At 69.8% G+C, this 17,221-nt stretch carries 17 protein-coding genes and 2 riboswitches; of the genes, 6 read left to right on the forward strand and 11 right to left on the reverse strand.

The annotated features are described in order from the left end of the window. Nucleotides 1–15 precede the first annotated feature (15 nt). Together AC4D2O_RS09235 and AC4D2O_RS09240 are read right to left on the reverse strand one after the other, a co-directional pair. Nucleotides 16–663, reverse strand: a complete 648-nt coding sequence (locus AC4D2O_RS09235) for a 4a-hydroxytetrahydrobiopterin dehydratase (RefSeq protein ID WP_490906617.1) — start codon at nucleotides 661–663, stop codon at nucleotides 16–18. 157 nt (nucleotides 664–820) lie between these two features. Beyond that, on the reverse strand, nucleotides 821–2,344 hold the full coding sequence (locus tag AC4D2O_RS09240) for a SulP family inorganic anion transporter (RefSeq protein WP_490906618.1): 1,524 nt from the start codon (nucleotides 2,342–2,344) through the stop codon (nucleotides 821–823). 187 nt (nucleotides 2,345–2,531) lie between these two features. On the opposite strand from AC4D2O_RS09240, the gene AC4D2O_RS09245 reads away from it, so the two are divergent. Further along, complete coding sequence (locus AC4D2O_RS09245; RefSeq protein WP_490906619.1) at nucleotides 2,532–3,053, forward strand: MerR family transcriptional regulator; 522 nt, start codon at nucleotides 2,532–2,534, stop codon at nucleotides 3,051–3,053. Nucleotides 3,054–3,164: 111 nt separating this feature from the next. Continuing rightward, nucleotides 3,165–4,649, forward strand: coding sequence for an amino acid permease (locus AC4D2O_RS09250; RefSeq protein WP_490906620.1), 1,485 nt, complete (start codon nucleotides 3,165–3,167; stop codon nucleotides 4,647–4,649). Here AC4D2O_RS09250 and AC4D2O_RS09255 read toward each other — a convergent pair. Continuing rightward, the gene (locus tag AC4D2O_RS09255) at nucleotides 4,646–4,900 is read right to left on the reverse strand and encodes a hypothetical protein (RefSeq protein WP_490906621.1); all 255 of its coding nucleotides are present in this window, start codon (nucleotides 4,898–4,900) and stop codon (nucleotides 4,646–4,648) included. The genes AC4D2O_RS09250 and AC4D2O_RS09255 overlap by 4 nt on opposite strands. Nucleotides 4,901–5,088: 188 nt before the next feature. Between AC4D2O_RS09255 and AC4D2O_RS09260 the strand changes: the two genes are divergently transcribed. Beyond that, nucleotides 5,089–6,216: an FUSC family protein gene (locus AC4D2O_RS09260; RefSeq protein ID WP_490906622.1), complete on the forward strand. Its 1,128-nt coding sequence runs from the start codon at nucleotides 5,089–5,091 to the stop codon at nucleotides 6,214–6,216. 60 nt (nucleotides 6,217–6,276) lie between these two features. Here AC4D2O_RS09260 and AC4D2O_RS09265 read toward each other — a convergent pair whose 3' ends face one another. Further along, nucleotides 6,277–6,537 (reverse strand): DUF4235 domain-containing protein, encoded by a 261-nt coding sequence (locus AC4D2O_RS09265; RefSeq protein ID WP_490906623.1) that lies wholly within the window; start codon nucleotides 6,535–6,537, stop codon nucleotides 6,277–6,279. Between the two features lie 142 nt (nucleotides 6,538–6,679). Continuing rightward, a riboswitch (TPP riboswitch) is annotated at nucleotides 6,680–6,804 on the forward strand. A 61-nt stretch (nucleotides 6,805–6,865) separates the two neighbouring features. Between AC4D2O_RS09265 and AC4D2O_RS09270 the strand changes: the two genes are divergently transcribed. The 3 genes from AC4D2O_RS09270 to AC4D2O_RS09280 are packed head-to-tail and all read left to right on the forward strand — an operon-like array spanning nucleotide 6,866 to nucleotide 9,755. Then, nucleotides 6,866–7,474 carry an ECF transporter S component gene (locus AC4D2O_RS09270; protein WP_490906624.1) on the forward strand — a complete coding sequence of 203 codons (609 nt, stop codon included), beginning with the start codon at nucleotides 6,866–6,868 and terminating at the stop codon, nucleotides 7,472–7,474. After that, the gene (locus tag AC4D2O_RS09275; protein WP_490906625.1) at nucleotides 7,471–8,961 is read left to right on the forward strand and encodes an ABC transporter ATP-binding protein; all 1,491 of its coding nucleotides are present in this window, start codon (nucleotides 7,471–7,473) and stop codon (nucleotides 8,959–8,961) included. The genes AC4D2O_RS09270 and AC4D2O_RS09275 overlap by 4 nt, the downstream gene beginning before the upstream one ends. Further along, the gene (locus tag AC4D2O_RS09280; RefSeq protein WP_490906626.1) at nucleotides 8,958–9,755 is read left to right on the forward strand and encodes an energy-coupling factor transporter transmembrane component T family protein; all 798 of its coding nucleotides are present in this window, start codon (nucleotides 8,958–8,960) and stop codon (nucleotides 9,753–9,755) included. The genes AC4D2O_RS09275 and AC4D2O_RS09280 overlap by 4 nt, the downstream gene beginning before the upstream one ends. Nucleotides 9,756–9,875: 120 nt before the next feature. On the opposite strand, the gene AC4D2O_RS09285 is transcribed toward AC4D2O_RS09280, so the two are convergent. From AC4D2O_RS09285 to AC4D2O_RS09315, 7 genes are all read right to left on the reverse strand, one after another. Continuing rightward, the gene (locus AC4D2O_RS09285) at nucleotides 9,876–10,613 is read right to left on the reverse strand and encodes an amino acid ABC transporter ATP-binding protein (protein ID WP_490906627.1); all 738 of its coding nucleotides are present in this window, start codon (nucleotides 10,611–10,613) and stop codon (nucleotides 9,876–9,878) included. Beyond that, the gene (locus tag AC4D2O_RS09290; protein WP_490906628.1) at nucleotides 10,610–11,374 is read right to left on the reverse strand and encodes an amino acid ABC transporter permease; all 765 of its coding nucleotides are present in this window, start codon (nucleotides 11,372–11,374) and stop codon (nucleotides 10,610–10,612) included. Before AC4D2O_RS09290 ends, AC4D2O_RS09285 begins: the two co-directional genes overlap by 4 nt. A 10-nt stretch (nucleotides 11,375–11,384) precedes the next feature. Then, nucleotides 11,385–12,302, reverse strand: a complete 918-nt coding sequence (locus tag AC4D2O_RS09295) for an ABC transporter substrate-binding protein (RefSeq protein WP_490906630.1) — start codon at nucleotides 12,300–12,302, stop codon at nucleotides 11,385–11,387. A gap of 166 nt (nucleotides 12,303–12,468) precedes the next feature. Continuing rightward, a riboswitch (SAM riboswitch) is annotated at nucleotides 12,469–12,586 on the reverse strand. Between the two features lie 107 nt (nucleotides 12,587–12,693). Continuing rightward, nucleotides 12,694–13,572, reverse strand: coding sequence for an aminodeoxychorismate lyase (locus AC4D2O_RS09300; RefSeq protein WP_490906632.1), 879 nt, complete (start codon nucleotides 13,570–13,572; stop codon nucleotides 12,694–12,696). Nucleotides 13,573–13,603: 31 nt separating this feature from the next. Then, complete coding sequence (gene yjfF / locus AC4D2O_RS09305) at nucleotides 13,604–14,617, reverse strand: galactofuranose ABC transporter, permease protein YjfF (protein ID WP_490906634.1); 1,014 nt, start codon at nucleotides 14,615–14,617, stop codon at nucleotides 13,604–13,606. Beyond that, nucleotides 14,617–15,648 carry an ABC transporter permease gene (locus AC4D2O_RS09310; RefSeq protein WP_490906635.1) on the reverse strand — a complete coding sequence of 344 codons (1,032 nt, stop codon included), beginning with the start codon at nucleotides 15,646–15,648 and terminating at the stop codon, nucleotides 14,617–14,619. The genes yjfF and AC4D2O_RS09310 overlap by 1 nt, the downstream gene beginning before the upstream one ends. Further along, a complete protein-coding gene (locus tag AC4D2O_RS09315) occupies nucleotides 15,645–17,168 on the reverse strand; it encodes a sugar ABC transporter ATP-binding protein (RefSeq protein ID WP_490906636.1) in 1,524 nt (507 codons plus the stop codon). Before AC4D2O_RS09315 ends, AC4D2O_RS09310 begins: the two co-directional genes overlap by 4 nt. Between the last annotated feature and the right edge of the window lie 53 nt (nucleotides 17,169–17,221).

Below are 17,221 nucleotides of genomic sequence, written 5' to 3' on the forward strand. Positions count from 1 at the left end.
GCCTCCCGGGTCCGTTCAGCGTTCGAGGATGGTGCAGACGCACGCCCGGTTGCCCTCGGGGTCCGCCAGCACCGTGAAGGAGGGTGCGGCGTCGTCGTCGACCACGGTGCCGCCGGCTGCGACGGCCGCGGCGATACGCGCCTCCGCCGCATCGTGGGGCACCCATACATCGAGGTGGAAGCGCTGTCGCGGCGTCTCATGCGCGTAGGTGTGCTGGAACCACAGCAGCGGCACGCGGCCGGTCGGGTCGACGACGTCGTCCCCGTCGACAGCACCGGCGTCGCCGGTCAGCAGGGCGGCCCAGAAGGGGCCGATGCCGGCCGCGTCGGCGGTGTCGAGAGCGAGTTCGACGACGGTGGGCGCATCGGGATCGGCGCTGATGCCCCGCTCCGCGGCGGCTCCGCTGATGCGGCGGGCCAGCTCGACGTCGCGCCGCGTGACGCCGGACGCGTCGTGGCTCAGGAGCTTCACGTCGACGTGCGGGTAGGTGAGCGTCACGTCGGGGTGGTGGCCCGCCTCCTCCGCGAGCTCGCCGATGGCGGTCACGAGCGCGAGTCCCGTGGCGAAGTCACCGGTCCGGAACCGGGCGTGCAGTGCCTGCGTCAGTTTCCGCCAGTCATCGAGCCCGGCGTCGAGGATGTCCTGGGTACTGAGGATCGTCATGCGGCAAGTATGGCGCGGACGCAGGGGCTGGAGAAGAGCGGCTGTGTGCTCCCGCGATGAGTACCGAACGGGCCGAGGAACTCGCGAAGCAGGTCAAGGCGATCGCCGACCCGAACCGTCTGCGGCTCGTCACCCTGATCTCCGCCGGTGCCGGGCATCAGTGGCCGGCGCCGAGCTTCCCGCCGAGCCGTTCCTGCATGAGGGTGGAGGCCTCGTTGAGTCCCACGATGCTCACCTCGGTGCCGTGGGCCCGGTACTTCTCCTGGATGGCGTCCAGGGTCGCGATCGTGGAGGCGTCCCACAGGTGGGAGCCGTGCAGGTCGATGGTGACGCGGTGAGGATCCGTGGCGTACTCGAACTGGGTGTAGAGATCGTTCGAGGACGCGAAGAAGAGTTCGCCGTTCACGGTGTAGGTGGCGTGGCGGTCGCCGTCCACGGTGTCCTCCGTGCGCTCGACGGTGACGAAGTGCGCGACCCGCCGGGCGAAGGCCACCATGGCCACCAGCACGCCGACGCCGACGCCGATCGCCAGGTTGTGCGTCCAGACGGTCACGATCACGGTGGCGAGCATGACGGTGGTCTCGCTCCTGGGCATCCGCTTCAGGGTCGAGGGGCGGATGCTGTGCCAGTCGAAGGTCGCGATGGACACGAAGATCATCACGGCGACGAGGGCCGCCATCGGGATCAGGGCGACGATGTCGCCGAGGGCGACGACGAGGACGAGCAGGAAGATCCCGGCGAGGAAGGTGGAGATGCGGGTCCGGGCGCCGGAGGCCTTGACGTTGATCATCGTCTGGCCGATCATCGCGCAACCGCCCATGCCGCCGAAGAAGCCGGTGATGATGTTCGCCGCACCCTGGCCCCAGGACTCGCGGGTCTTGTTCGAGCGGGTGTCGGTGATGTCGTCGACGAGCTTCGCCGTCATCAGGGACTCGAGGAGTCCGACGGCGGCCAGCGCCAGCGCGAACGGAGCGATGATCTGGAGGGTCTCGAGGTTCAGCGGCACGTTCGGGAAGAACAGGGACGGCAGGCTCTCGGGCAGTTCGCCCTTGTCGCCGACGGTCGGGACCAGCACGTCGGCGAGGACCGCGAACACGGTGAGCACGACGATCGCCACCAGCGGCGCGGGAACCACCGTCGTCAGACGCGGGAGGCCGAAGACGATGAGCAGCCCGACGGCGACCATCGGGTACACCAGCCACGGGACGCCCAGCAGTTCGGGCACCTGGGACAGGAAGATCAGGATCGCCAGGGCGTTGACGAAGCCCACCATGACCGAGCGGGGGATGAACCTCATCAGCCGTGCGACGCCGGTCACGCCGAGGATCACCTGGAAGATCCCGCCGAGGATGACGGCGGCGATGAAGTAGTCCACGCCATGGCTCGCCACCAGCGGCGCGATGACCAGGGCAACGGCTCCGGTCGCGGCGGAGATCATCGCCGGGCGGCCGCCGAGGAACGCGATGGACACGGCCATGGTGAAGGAGGCGAACAGGCCCAGGCGCGGGTCGACGCCGGCGATGATCGAGAACGCGATCGCCTCCGGGATCAGGGCGAGGGCGACGACGAGCCCCGCGAGGACCTCCGTCTTCAGCAGGCGCGGATTCCGCAGGGTCCGGGTGACGGACTGGCGTTCGACAGGCGTGGGTTCGTGTGTCGCGGTAGGCGCGGCTGCTGACATGGAGGGGTCCTTCGTGTGTCACGGGTGCGGGGACAGGCGTGGGCGGGAAGAGGCCACCGCTGGACGTGGGGAACCGGCCCTGCGCCGTCGTGCAGGAACCCGTGGTCATCCACAGTACGATGACCACTCTACCCTGACGTTAGGGTTGAGTTGTGGGCGCACAGGATCAGGGAGAGGTGGGGCAGCGATGAGCGACGCGCAGGTGGAGGTGCAGGGGCGGCCGGCGGCGTCCGTGGCTCCCGGCCGGGCCACCGGGAGCGCGGTGGAGGGCGCCCGCACCCGGACGATGCATATCGGTGAACTCGCCGAACGCACGGGTCTCTCACTACGGACCATCCGGCACTACGACGACGTCGGCATCCTGCCTGCGACGGCCCGCACCGACGGTGGCTTCCGCGTCTACACCGAGAACGACCTCGAGCGGCTGATGGTCATCCGCCGGATGAAGCCCCTGGGCTTCACGCTGGAGGAGATGAAGGACCTTCTTGTGATCCTGGATGCCCTGCACGACGTGGACGATGAGGAGTCGGTCCGGGACCTGCGATCACGCCTGGCAGTGTTCCGGAGCAGCGCGGAGGAGCGCCGGGCGAAGATGGTCGAGACACTCGCCCGGGCCGACGAGTTCATCGAGGTGCTGGGCAGGTACCAGGCGCCCGACCTCGAAGAGGACCGCCCGGGCTTGCCGGGACGAAGGCGTCGAGGCGCGTGATTTGACTCACGCCCGGCCACCGTTCAGGGTTTTAGGTCTGTCCTCATCGCTCCAACCACGCGCTCGCAGTTCGACCACAGGTCCTGCGACCGCGGAAGGAATCCATCCCCCATGCCTGAATCCGCTTCCCCGGTGCAGGTCTCGGCGGCCCGTGCCGTCGGTGACCAGCACCAGTCACCGCACCTCAGCCGGTCCCTGAGCAACCGCCACATCCAGCTGCTCGCCATCGGCGGGGCCATCGGCACCGGCCTCTTCATGGGCTCCGGCAAGACCATCTCGCTCGCCGGCCCCTCGGTGATCTTCGTGTACATGATCATCGGCTTCATGCTGTTCTTCGTCATGCGCGCCATGGGAGAGCTCCTGCTCTCCAACCTCGAGTACAAGTCCTTCAGCGACTTCGCCGGAGACCTGCTCGGCCCCTGGGCCGGGTTCTTCACGGGCTGGTCCTACTGGTTCTTCTGGGTGGTCACCGGCGTCGCGGACATCGTGGCCATCTCGGGCTACGTGGACATCCTCGCGCCCGGGACCCCGCTGTGGATCCCGGCACTCGCCACCCCCGTGGTGCTGGTGCTCCTCAACCTCCCGACCGTGAAGGCGTTCGGCGAGGCGGAGTTCTGGTTCGCCATCATCAAGGTGGTCGCCATCCTCGCGCTGATCGTCACCGGCATCGTCATGATCGCCACGCGCTTCCAGTCACCGGGCGGCCAGGTGGCGGACCTCGCCAACATCTGGAACGACGGCGGCATGTTCCCGCACGGCCTCTTCGGCTTCATCCTCGGCTTCCAGATCGCGATCTTCGCGTTCGCCGGCATCGAACTCGTCGGTACCGCGGCCGCGGAGACGAAGGACCCCGAGAAGACGCTGCCCCGCGCCGTGAACTCCATCCCCATCCGCATCCTGCTCTTCTACGTGGGCGCCCTCACCGTCATCATGGCCGTCAACCCGTGGCGCACCATCGACGCGGCCAACAGCCCGTTCATCGGGATGTTCACCCTCGCGGGCCTCGGGATCGCCGCCGTCGTCGTGAACCTCGTGGTGCTGACCTCGGCCGCCTCCAGTGCCAACTCCGGCATCTACTCGACGTCGCGCATGGTCTACGGACTGGCGCAGGACGGCAACGCACCGAAGTTCTTCGGCAAGCTCAGCTCTCGCAAGGTGCCGCAGAACGCCCTGCTGTTCTCCTGCATCTTCCTGCTCGCCGGGCTGATCCTGCTCTACTCGGGCGACTCCGTGATCGGCGCCTTCACGATCGTCACGTCGGTTGCATCGGTGCTGACGATGTTCGTGTGGTCCATGATCCTCCTCAGCTACCTGGCGTTCCGCCGTCGCAGGCCCGAACTGCACGAGGCGTCGTCGTTCAGGATGCCGGGCTCCTCGTTCATGCCGTACGTGGTCCTCGCGTTCTTCCTGTTCATGCTGGTCGCCCTCGCCCAGGCGGAGGAGACCCGCCTGGCGCTGTTCGTGGCCCCACTGTGGTTCAGCCTGCTCGGCGCCGCGTGGTTCCTGAACCGCAAGACGCCCCTGCAGCAGGCCCGCATCGAGGAGCACAGGGCCCTGGTGCGCAGCGAACGGGCCGTGCGCACGGCCGGCCCCTAGTCCCGGTGATCGTGATGAAGGGCCGTCCCGCTCGGGGCGGTCCTTCGTGCGTCCTGGCCGTGCGCCGGCCCGCGCTCGCGGCGGCCGAGGATGGCCGCGTTGAGGCCCCCGATCGCGGCAGCCGTCACGAGGCTGAGGAGGACGGCTGCCTGCAGCCCCCGGCCGGTCTCGGTATGGGCGGCGACGAGGATCGGCGTCACCACCAGCATGGTGGCCACAAACCAGAGGGCCCTGCTCTGCACGAATCGCATGCCTGCTCCTTCCCTCGACCCGTCAAGCGTAGGGATGTACGCTCTTCGGCGCGTCATCCCTGAGGGGGAAAGGGCCTGCCGCCGGTCATCCCCGTGACGGCGACCCATGATGGCGACCCGTGATGGCGACCCGTGATGGCGACCCCGGCATGTTGGGTCCGGTCAGGAGCGGCTGCGATACTGCTCCGATGGCCAAGAACAGGATCACCGGCGGCCGTGGCATCCTCGCCGCCCGCCTCGACGACGACCTGAAGGACCGCCTGCGGTCCGCGGTGCTCAGCCCGCAGCTCCTGCTCGCGGCGAAGGCCGCCCTCGCCGCCGCCCTCGCCTGGACCATCGCGCTCGCCATCCCCGGGGAGGCCTCCCGGTACCCCTACTACGCGCCGCTCGGTGCGCTGCTCGCGATCTATCCGACGGTCGCGGGAACGCTGAAGTCAGGGCTGCAGACGGTCATCGGCCTCACCATCGGGATCGTCCTGGCCCACATCGCGGTCTGGGCCGGAGATCCGAGCTGGGGGACGATCGCCTTCGTCGTCGGGGTGGGCGTGCTGCTCGCGGGAGCCCTGAGGAGGACGGCGGGCGGCGGCTCGGGGATCGCGTCCGCCGGACTGTTCGTCCTCATCATCGGCAACGACAACCTCGGCTATTCGCTGGGCTACTTCGTCCAGACGGTGGTGGGGGTGGGCGTGGGGCTCGCGGTGAGCGCGCTGATCCTGCCGCCGCTCCACCTGGACGACGCCGTGGGCCAGATGAGCCGGCTCCGCAGGACGGCCGCCCGGCAGCTGCAGGAGATGGGCGAGGCCCTGGAGGAGGGCTGGGACGCGGACGATCCGCGCTGGTCGGAGCGGCGGGACGACCTCACGGCGTCCGCCCGGAACGCGCGGAACGCCCTGCAGTACGCGGACGAGAGCCGCAAGGGCAACGTGCGGCGGCGCTTCCACCCTCACGACGTCCGGCGCGACTACCGGCACGTCGAGGTCCTCGAGGTCGTCGCGGCCCACACGCTGAACATCACCAATATGCTGCAGGACGGGCTCCATGGGACGTCCCGGGAGCACCCCATCCCGGCGGCGGTCCGGCCATCCCTCCAACGGGCCTTCACCGCCGTGGGTGATGTCCTCGACCTCTGGACGGTCGAGGAGGACGACGCCGCAACCCTCCGCGCGGCGGAGGAGAGCCTGCAGGCTCTCGCCTCGGCGGCCTACGAGTCGTCCACCCGGGACGTGCCCTTCGGTGCGGCGGCCGCGATCGCCATGAGCCTGTACCGCATCGTGCAGGCGGTGACACCCGGGCCGCACATCGAGGGCGCGGAGTAGGACGACGAAGGGGAGGAGGGATGCCCGGAGCGGGTGTCCCTCCCCCCTTCACGCGGCGGATCAGGTCAGGTCGCGGGTCTTCGAGAACCGGTCGATGGCCTTCTGCGTGGAGCGGTTGGTGAGCACCTGGATCGTGGTGCTCACAGCACCCGAGATGATGGCGAACATCAGGGCGGAGCGCAGCGTGTTCTCGAGCCCGTCCTTGCTCTTCGGGGGCGCCTCGCCCGTGATCTTCTCCCACAGGAAGTCGACGAGCTTCGTCCCGACGAAGCCCGCACCGACGCTCATGCCGACGCCGAGCAACTTGAACACCAGGGTCATGGTTTCTCCTTCTGGTCCGAATAGTCCTTGCCCTAGCCTAGTCGTGCTCCGCGCCCTTCCGCAGGGAGCGGCAGGTCGGGACGACCGGCGGAACCCGCGCACGGCGGCGCGAAGCGCCGGTGTAGGATCGGTAGCGCTCAACCAACAACGACAGGGGAGCGCCGATCCGCAGCATGCTGCCGGAGCGGGCGCTGAGAGTGCGGACCGCCGCAGACCCTCGAACCTGATCCGGCTAGTACCGGCGAAGGGAGTCGAGTTCTCAGGGTGCACGGACGTCGCTTCGGCGAAGGCCCGCCACCCTCCCCTCCTGCATCCCAGGAGGAATCCCATGGCATCATCAACAGCCCTACCGGGCACCCCGACACCCACCAGGCAATGGCGCGTCGTCGACATCGTGGTGGCCTCGGTCATCGCCGTCGCCGTCGGCGTGCTGTTCTTCGTCTGGTCCGCCGGCTACTCCGGCATCAGCATCCTCTCCGCAGGCTTCCCGCCGCTCGGTGGCCTGTACACGGGCGGCTGGCTCATCGCCGGCGTGCTCGGTGGGCTCATCATCCGCAAGCCCGGCGCGGCCATCTACTGCGAGACCCTCGCGGCGGCGGTCTCGGCCCTCATCGGCACGCAGTTCGGGCTCAGCGTCCTGCTCTCCGGGGCCATCCAGGGCGCGGGCGCGGAGCTCGTGTTCCTGCTCTTCCTCTACCGGAAGTGGAACCTGTCCGTCGCGCTCCTCGCCGGCCTCGGAGCGGGACTCGCGCTCGCGATCAGCGAGAACATCCTCTACAACGCGCTCTGGAGCATCGAGTTCCAGCTGCTCTACGTGCTGTTCGCCGGGATCTCCGGCGTCGTCATCGCGGGCCTGCTGTCCTGGCTGGCCATGCGGGGACTCGCGAGGACGGGCGTGCTGTCCGCCTTCGCCGCCGGCCGGACGGCGGACGTGTGACCGCAGCCGGCGGACCGTCCCCGGGTGCGGTGCATGTCCGCGCCCGCGGATGGGGCTGGCGCCACGCGGGCCGCAGGGCCTTCGCCGCGCGCCATCTCGACCTCGAGCTCCAGCCCGGCGAGCGTGTCCTGCTCCTGGGTGCTTCCGGCGCGGGCAAGTCCACCGTGCTGCACGGGCTGGCAGGATTGCTCGGCAGCCACGACGAGGGCGAGCAGGAGGGCGAGCTGCTGCTCGACGGCGCCCACCCCGCCACGGTGCGGGGGAGGGCCGGGCTCGTGCTGCAGGATCCCGAGACGCAGGTGGTCCTCGCCCGGGTGGGCGACGAGGTGGCCTTCGCCGCCGAGAACCTCGCCGTGCCGCGGGAGGAGATCTGGCAGCGCGTGGGGCGGGCGCTCGACGACGTCGGCCTCGACCTCCCGCTCGACCACCCCACCACCGCGCTGTCCGGCGGGCAGAAGCAGCGCCTCGCCCTCGCCTCGGTCCTCGCGATGGAACCCGGCCTGCTCCTGCTCGACGAACCCACGGCGAACCTCGACCCCGACGGCGTCCTGGAGGTGCGCGACGCCGTGGTCCGCGTCCTCGAGCGCACGGGTGCGACGCTCGTCGTCGTCGAGCACCGCGTGGCCGTGTGGGCGGACGTCGTGGACCGCGTGATCGTGCTCGACGCCGACGGCGGCGTCCTCGCCGACGGCCCGCCCGCCACCGTCCTGGTGCAGGAGGACACCCGGGCCCGCCTCGCCTCGGCCGGCGTGTGGGTGCCCGGGCGGCCACCGGCCGTGGGCGGGACGATGCCCTCCGGGCCCGGGGGCGGGACCCTCCTGTCGGCGGAGGGTCTGGGCGTCGCCCGGACCCGCCGCGGCCCGGTTGCCGTCGACGGCCTGGATCTGCAGGTGCGGTCCGGGGGGGCCCTGAGCATCACCGGACCCAACGGTGCCGGGAAGTCGACGGCAGCCCTGACGCTGGGGGGCCTGCTGCGCCCGCGCGCCGGGCACCTCTCCGCCGCACCGGCCCTGGCGGGAACGGCCGGCAGCGACCCGTCCCGGTGGCGGTCGGCGGAGCTGGTCCGGCGCATCGGGACCGTCTTCCAGGAACCCGAGCACCAGTTCCTCACCGCGACGGTCGCGGACGAGCTCGCGTTCGGCCCGCGGCAGGCCGGGGTCGTCGATCCGGCGCGCATCGGGTCGGTGGCCGAGCGGCTGCGCCTCACCCACCTGCTGAAGGCCAACCCGTTCACGCTCTCCGGTGGGGAGAAGCGGCGCCTGTCCGTCGCGACGATGCTCGCCACGGCCCCGCGCGTCCTCATCCTCGACGAGCCGACCTTCGGCCAGGACGCCCTGACTTGGGCCGAACTCGTGACCCTGCTGCGCGAACTCGTCGACGACGGCGTGGCCGTCCTCTCTGCGACGCACGACGCCGAGTTCATCGCCGCCCTCGGTGGCGCGACCCTCCACATCTCCGGCGGGGCAGGACGGCTGGTGGCCCGATGAGCGGCGACTACCTGACCCCGGTCCTCACGGGCAGGACGCTCCTGCGGGCCAACCCGGTGTCCAAGCTCTTCGCCGCCGCGGTGATCACGATGGCGCTCCTGTCCAGCATCGACTGGGTGAGCGCCGCGGTGGTCCTCGCCTGCGAGCTCGCCCTCATGCCGCTGCTGGGCATCAGCGTCGGAGGCCTCGCGCGGCGCATCTGGCCGCTCCTCGTCGCCGCCGGGGTCGGCGCCTACGGAACCGCCCTGCTCGCCGAGAAGACCGGGCCGGTCCTGCTCGACGTCGGGCCGTTCCTGTTCACCGAGGGATCCGTGGCCGCGGGCATCGCCGTCGGGCTGAGGGGGCTGGGGCTGGCGCTGCCGGGCATCTTCATCCTCCTCACCACAGACCCCACGGACCTCGCCGACGCCCTCGCGCAGAAGCTGCACCTGCCGCACCGCTTCGTCCTCGGCGGGCTGGCGGCGCTACGGCTCGTGGGCCTCCTCGTGGAGCAGTGGGAGACCCTCGGCCTCGCGCGGCACGCCCGCGGCATCGGCTCGGACGGCTCCTTCCTCGCCCGCGCCAGGAACCTGCTGGGGCAGTCCTTCGGGCTGATCGTGCAGGCCATCCGACGGGCCACCCGGCTCGCGACGGCGATGGAGGCGCGCGGCTTCGGCGGCGGGACCCGCACCTGGGCCCGGACGAGCACCTTCTCGGGCCTCGACGCCGTCGTCGCCGTCGTCGGGCTGCTCATCGCCGCGGGCGCGGTGACGGCGGCCGTGCTGGCCGGGACGTGGAGCTTCCTGCTCTCCTGACCGGGTGGACGGGACGGCCCGGGCCGCGGCTCTTCGAGCGCCCGCGTCCCGGGCGGGATTCGCGGCAGACGCGAACGGGGGCCCGCCGAAGCGGGCCCCCGTGGTGGAATTCACGCAGTGCTAGAGCACGTCCGAGAGGAACGACCTCAGGCGCGGCGTCTGCGGGTCGTCGAAGATCGCGGCCGGCGGTCCGGTCTCGACCACCACGCCGCCGTCCATGAACGTCACGGTGTCCGAGACATTGCGCGAGAAGCCCATCTCGTGGGTGACGACCACCATGGTCATGCCCCCGGCCGCGAGGTCCGCCATGAGCGCGAGGACGCCCTTGACGAGTTCCGGGTCCAGGGCCGAGGTGGCCTCGTCGAAGAACATCACCTCGGGGTCCATGGCCAGAGCCCGGGCGATGGCGACGCGCTGCTGCTGGCCGCCGGAGAGGTTGCCGGGCCGGACGTCGGCCTTGTGCTTCAGGCCCACGAGGTCCAGCTGCGCGAGGGCCTTGTCCCGGGCCTCGTCGGCGGACATCCTCCGGAGCTTCCGGAGGGCCAGCGAGACATTGTCCAGCACCGTCTTGTGCGGGAAGAGGTTGAACTGCTGGAACACCATGCCGATGCGCCGGCGCAGCTCGTCCGGGTTGTCCTTGAGCACGGACCGGCCGTCCAGGAGGATGTCGCCCTGGTCGGGTTCGATCAGCCGGTTCAGCACCCGCAGCAGGGTGGACTTCCCGGAGCCGGACGGGCCGATGACGGACGCCGTCGTGCCCTGGTCCACGTGCAGGTCGATGCCGCGCAGCACGTGGTTGGTGCCGAAGGACAGGTGCAGGTCCCGCCCTGTCAGGGTGCCGGATTCCTGGATCTTCACGCCTTCGCTCCTTCGCCGATCTTGGCGGCCAGTTCGTCCGGCTCGGGCTTCTGCTTCCTGCCCACGCGGAGCCGGTTGTCGATGTAGTTGACCAGGTGCGTCAGTGGGATGGTGAGGCACAGGTACAACAGCCCGGCCGCGATGAGCGGTGACAGGTTGCCGGTGTTGCTCGCCGCGTCGTTGCCGACCCGGAAGAGCTCACGCTCACTGGCTACGAGGCCGATGAAGTAGACCAGTGAGGACTCCTTGATCAGCGAGATGAACTGGTTCACCAGGGCGGGCAGCACGCGCCGCACGCCCTGGGGGACCACCACGAGCTGCATGGACGCGCTGTAGCTGAAGCCCAGGGCGCGCGAGGCCTCCAGCTGTCCCTTCTCCACGCTCTGGATACCGGAGCGGAAGATCTCGCCGATGTAGGCAGAGGCGATCAGCGAGAGGGCGAGGATGCCCAGGGGGTACGGACTGGTACTGCCCGTGATCTCCCGGAGGATCGGACCCAGTCCCAGACCGATGAGCAGGATGATCACGACGGCGGGGAGCCCGCGGAAGATGTCCGTGTAGATGCGCGCGATCCAGCGGAGCACCCGGTTGCGGGAGATCCCCATGATCGCGAGGATCATGCCGACGATCGTCCCGATGATCCCCGAGGCCAGCGCGAGCATGAGCGTGTTCGGCAGGCCGACGGTCAGGAGGTCCGGCAGGACGGCGGCCATCGCCTCCCAGTCGAAGAAGGTTTTTCCGAGTTGTTCCAGGGCGTCCATGCAGGGACCGCTACTTTACTTCCACGGCTTTGCTACCGGGCTTCCAGTCGGTGGGCATCTCGCGGTCCGGGTACCACTCCTTTGTGAGCTCGGTCCAGGTGCCGTTGGCGATCACGGCGTCGAGACCCGCGTTCAGGGCGTCGATGAGCGGCTGGTTCTCGCTGTTCACGGCGTACGCGGTGAAGTTCTCGGTGTTGATGATCGTCTCGGCGATCGTGGTGTCGTCGCCCTCCTTCACCTGGCCGGTGGCCTGCTGCGACGGTGCCACCCAGGCGTCCACCTGCCCGTTCTTCACGTTGGCGTAGACGGTGTTGTAGTCCGGGAAGCGCACGGGCTCGAGGCCCAGGGTGTTGGTGACGTAGTCGTCCTGGACGGTGCCCTGGACCACCCCGACGCGCGTGCTCTCGGACAGGGAGTCGAAGCCGGTGACGGAGGAGTCGGTCTTCGCGACGACGGCCATGTAGCCGAAGTCGTAGCCGTTGGTGAAGCCGACGTTCTCCCGGCGGGCCTCGGTCGTGGAGATCGAGGAGGATCCGACGTCGTACTGCTTGTTCTGCACCTGGGCGAGGAGCGCCGAGAAGTCCGTGGAGGCGAACTCCACCTCGAGGCCCAGCTTGTCGCCGATGGCGCGCAGCAGTTCGTTGTCGTAGCCGGTGAAGACGCCGTCCTCCAGGAAGATGTTCGGCGGGGCGTCCGAGAGCGTGCCGACGCGCAGCGTGCCGTCGGTGATCAGGCCGAGGTCCGCCGGATCGATCTCCTCGACCGGGGTGGTGGTCTCGGTGGTGTACTTGTCCAGCGACTGCTGGTCGCTGCCGGCCAGGGCGTCGGTGGTCTCGGTGGGTTCGCTGCTGCTGGAGCTGCCGCAGGAGACCGTCAGGGCGAGCAGGGGCACGGTCAGTGCGGTGAGGACCTTACGGGAGAGGTTCATGGTGTCCTTCGTGGTGGCGGGCCCGGGAACGGGCGCGCTGGGTGGGGTGCTGGGGACGCCGGAGGCCGGCGGGAGGACTGCTGGCTGCTGGGTGACACGCTCGCTGTTCTGGGCTGTGCGCGCTGTGGCGGTCGGACCGGGCCGAAAACCGGGGAAGGACCGCACGACGCCGTACTTGCCAACCGGGGGACTGGACCCGGCGGCCGAATCTTCACCTGGAGCACCCCACTACGGGAGAGGGTTGCTGTCCAGCCGGCCAGGGCCGATGGCTGGAACTCTTGATTTGAGCAAAACGCTAGGGCAGCACGGAGTGTCCGGTCAAAACGGGATCACGGATATTGCGCCGCTTGACGCGGGAATCCGGGGGATCAGGGGCGGGGTGTGGCCGACTTCACACGAATCGGTCCACGAGCGCGGTCAGTTCCTCGGTCAGGGCCGAGGAGGTGCGGATCTCCTGCCCGTCGAGCGAGAGGACGGGCACGAGGAGCCGGATGCTCGAGATGAGCCACACGGCATCGGCGTCGAGGAGGTGGTGCGGTTCGAGCGGCCCGTACCCGAGGTCCCACCCCTGCTCCTTCGCCGCGGTGAACAGCGCGGCCTGCGAGGTGCCGGCCAGGATGCCGCTCTCGAGCTGCGGCGTGACGAGCGTCTTCCGCCCGTCGCGCACATAGGCGAGCAGCACGGTGGACGTGGGCCCCTCGAGGATCTTGCCGTCGGATGAGGTGAAGATGACGTCATCCGCGCCGGACGCCTTCGCGTGGCGGATCGCGGCCATGTTGACGGCGTAGGAGAGCGTCTTGGCGCCCATGAGCAGCCACGGTGCGCGCTGCGCCACGGTGCTGTCGTACCCGCGCTCGAGGAACAGGACCCTCACGCCCGCCTCGCGCTGCGCCAGCGTGGCCGCCGGGACGGGCGCCACCTGTACCCACGCCGTCGACCGTCCCGCGCCCTCCACGCCGCGGGTGGCCACGAGCTTCACGACGGCGCTGCCCAGGTCCGGCTCGGCGCTCGCGAACTCGCCGAGGGCGGTCCGGATGGCACGGCTCCAGGCGTCCGCTTCCGGCACCACCAGGTCGAGGGCCGCGGCCGACGACGCGAGCCGCGCCAGGTGCGCCTGCTCCTTGCGGGGCGTCCCGTCGACGGCGAGCATCGACTCGAACACGCCGTCGCCGCGCGTGGCGCCGAGATCGGTGATCATCAGCTGCGGCTGCGAGGCATCCGCGATCCTGCCGTCGTCGTGGCCGGGGTCGAGGAACACGAGAACCGTCATGGGCCCCAGCCTAGCGGGAGGCCCGGCAGCGTCAGGTGATTCCGACCTTCCGGGTGAACAGCTTCTGCAGCAGGATGAAGGCGAGGAGCAGGGCGCCGATCACGATGCGCGTCCACCAGGAGCTCAGCGTGCCCTCGTAGGAGATGAACGTCTGGACGATGCCGAGGACGAACACCCCCGCGAGGGAGCCGAGCACGTACCCGTACCCGCCGGTCAGCAGCGTGCCGCCGACCACCACCGCGGCGATCGCGTCGAGCTCCAGCCCCGTGGCGGCCAGGCTGTACCCGGAGAGGCTGTAGAAGGAGAACAGGATCCCGGCGATCGCGGAGCACACGCCGCTGATCCCGTACACGAGCACCTTGGTGCGCGGGACGGCGAGGCCCATGAGCACCGCGGAGGACTCCCCGCCGCCGATCGCGTACACGGTGCGGCCGAAGCGCGTCTGGTGCAGCACGTAGAACGCGACGGCGACGACGAGCAGGGCGATCACGACGCCGGGAGAGACGAACAGCTTCCCCGCCAGCGGGATCCTCGCCTGGGCCATCGACGTGAAGAACGGGTCGGTCACGGTGATGGAGTCGACGCTGATGACGTAGCAGAGGCCGCGGGCCAGGAACAGCCCGGCGAGGGTCACGATGAACGGCTGGATCTCGAAGACCTGGATGACCAGGCCCATCGCGAGGCCGAAACTCGCCCCCGTCAGGAGCACGAGGAGGATCACCGCGACCGGGTTCCAGCCGGCCTGCAGGAGGGCCGCGGCGATCATCATGGACAGCGCGACGACGGACCCGACCGACAGGTCGATGCCCCCGGTGAGGATCACGAACGTCATGCCGACGGCGAGCACGATCAGGAAGGTGTTGTCGATCAGGAGGTTCAGGAAGACCTGCCCGGACAGGAACCCGGGGTACATGGCGGCGCCGACGGCGAACATCGCGACGAACAGGCCCACGGTCGCCAGTGTGGGGGCGTACCGTGCCTTGCCCTGGAGGCGGCTGATCCGGGAGCGGTCGAGCGGGGCGGAGGTGCGGGTGAGGACGGACATCAGGCGGCCACCTCCACCCGCGGCTGCGCGGGGACAAGGGGCCTGCGTCGCCCGAAGAGGGTGCGGGCCCGGGGGGACTGCAGGAGGCAGACGGCGATCACCACGAGCGCCTTGAACACCAGGGTCGCCTCGGGCGGGATGCCCAGCGTGTAGACGGTGGTGGTCAGGGTCTGGATGATGAGCGCCCCGACGAGCGTCCCCACCAGGCTGTAGCGGCCACCGGCCAGCGACGTGCCGCCGATGACGACGGCGAGGATCGCGTCCATCTCGATGTAGAGGCCGGCGTTGTTGGAGTCCGCGGCGGTGACGTTCGAGCTGATCATGAGGCCCGCGACCGCCGCGCACAGTCCGCTGAAGATGTAGACGGTCCAGGTGATGGTGCGGGCATCGAGCCCGGCGAGCCGGCTGGCCACGGGGTTGATGCCCACGGCCTCGATGAGCGTGCCGAGGGCCGTCCGGCGCGTGAGCAGGCCGGCGGCGCCGAAGGCGGCCGCCGCGATGAGGATCGAGATGGGCAGGCCCAGGAAGAAGCCGGCGCCGATCGCCCGGTAGGAGTCGTTGGAGACGGAGATGATCTGCCCGTCGGTGACCAGCTGGGCGAGCCCCCGGCCGGCGGTCATGAGGACGAGCGTCGCGATGATGGGCTGGATCCCGATGACCGAGACCAGGAATCCGTTCCACGCCCCGAGGAGGAGCCCGGCGACGACGGCGATCGCCACCCCGGTGGCGGCGGTCTGCAGGGAGGTGGGATCGGGGGAGCTGTAGATGTACATGCAGGAGACGGCGCCGGCGATGGCTGCGATCGCTCCCACGGAGAGGTCGATGCCGCGGGAGGCGATCACCAGTGTCATGCCGAGCGCGATGAGGATGGTCGGGGCCCCGTTGCGCAGGATGTCGATCAGGCTCCCGTACAGGTGGCCGTCCTGGACGCGGACCGAGAGGAAGTCCGCGCGGAAGAGCTGGTTGAGCAGGAGCAGCAGGACCAGCGCGAGGACGGGCCAGGTGAGGCGGTGCTTCAGCAGCGCGCTCATGGATTCGTTCCCGCGATGACCGTCATGACGTCTTCCATGGTGACTCCGTCGTTGGGGATGTCCGCCACCATCTGCCGGTCCTTGAGGATGGCGATGTGGTCGCTGAGGCGCAGCACTTCCTCGAGTTCGGCCGAGATGAAGATGACGGACATGCCGTCGGCTGCGAGATTGCTGATGAGCTTCTGGATCTGCGTCTTGGCGCCGATGTCGATGCCCCGGGTCGGCTCGTCGAGGATGAGCAGCTTCGGGTCGGTGATGAGCCAGCGGGCGAGCAGCACCTTCTGCTGGTTGCCGCCGCTGAGGTCCCGGATGAGCGACTCTTTGTTGGACGGGCGGATGTCGAGGGCCCTGATGAACCGCTCGGCCAGCTCGTCCTGGGTGGCGCGCGGTACGCGTCGCCACCAGCCCTTGCCGGCCTGCATGGCGAGGATCAGGTTGTCGCGGACCGACAGGTCCCCGATCAGTCCCTCCTCCTTCCGGTTCTCCGAGGAGAAGGCGATGCCGCGGTCGATGGCGGATCGCGGCGTGCGCAGCGTCCGGGACGTGCCGCTGATGGTCAGCTGTCCCTGGTCCGCGCGATCGGCGCCGAAGAGCAGCCTCGCCGTCTCGGTGCGGCCCGACCCGAGCAGCCCGGCGAGGCCGAGGATCTCCCCTGTGTGGACGGTGACCGTGACGTCCCGCACCGAGCCCTTCCTGCCCAGGCCGTCCGCCTGCAGGAACGGCACCTGTTGCGTGCGGTCCGGGTGGCGCCGGCTCTCGGCCTCCTCGAGTTCGGTCAGGGCGTCCAGTTCCTTGCCGATCATCTTGGAGATCAGGCCCATGCGCGGCAGGTCGCGGGTCGGGTACTCACCCACGAGCCGGCCGTTGCGGAGAACGGTCATGCGGTCGGAGACCTCGTAGACCTGCTCGAGGAAGTGGGAGACGAACAGGATCGCGACGCCCCGGTCCCGCAGCGTCCGGATGACGGTGAACAGCTGCTGGACCTCGTCCGCGTCGAGGCTGGAGGTGGGTTCGTCGAGGATGAGGACCCGGGCGTCCACCTGCATGGCCCGCGCGATCGCGACGAGCTGCTGGATGGCGATGGAGTGCGAGGACAGGATGGAGCGGGGATCGATGTGGCCCAGCTGCAGTTGCCCGAGGACCTCCTGCGCCCTCCGGCGGACGTTCCGCCAGTGGATGCCGCCGCGCCGGCGCGGTTCGCGGCCCAGCAGGATGTTCTCCTCGACCGAGAGGTTCGGGCACAGGTTCACCTCCTGGTACACCGTGCTGATCCCGGCCGCCTGCGCCTCCGCCGGGGTGCCGAAGCTCTGCTGTGCCCCCAGGACGGTGATGGTCCCGCCGTCGAGCGCGTAGACGCCGGTGAGCGCCTTGATGAGCGTGGACTTCCCGGCGCCGTTCTCGCCGAGGAGGGCGTGGACCTCCCCCGGGAACAGCCGGAAGTCGACGCCGTCGAGCGCCTTCACGCCCGGGAAGGCGATGGAGATGCCCTGCATGTCCACCACGGGGACGGTCTCGCTCATACGGCTCTGCCCTCCTGTAGGGCGGATGCGGCGGGTCCTCCCGCCGCATCCCG

Source organism: Arthrobacter sp. TJ-238 (genome assembly GCF_058269215.1).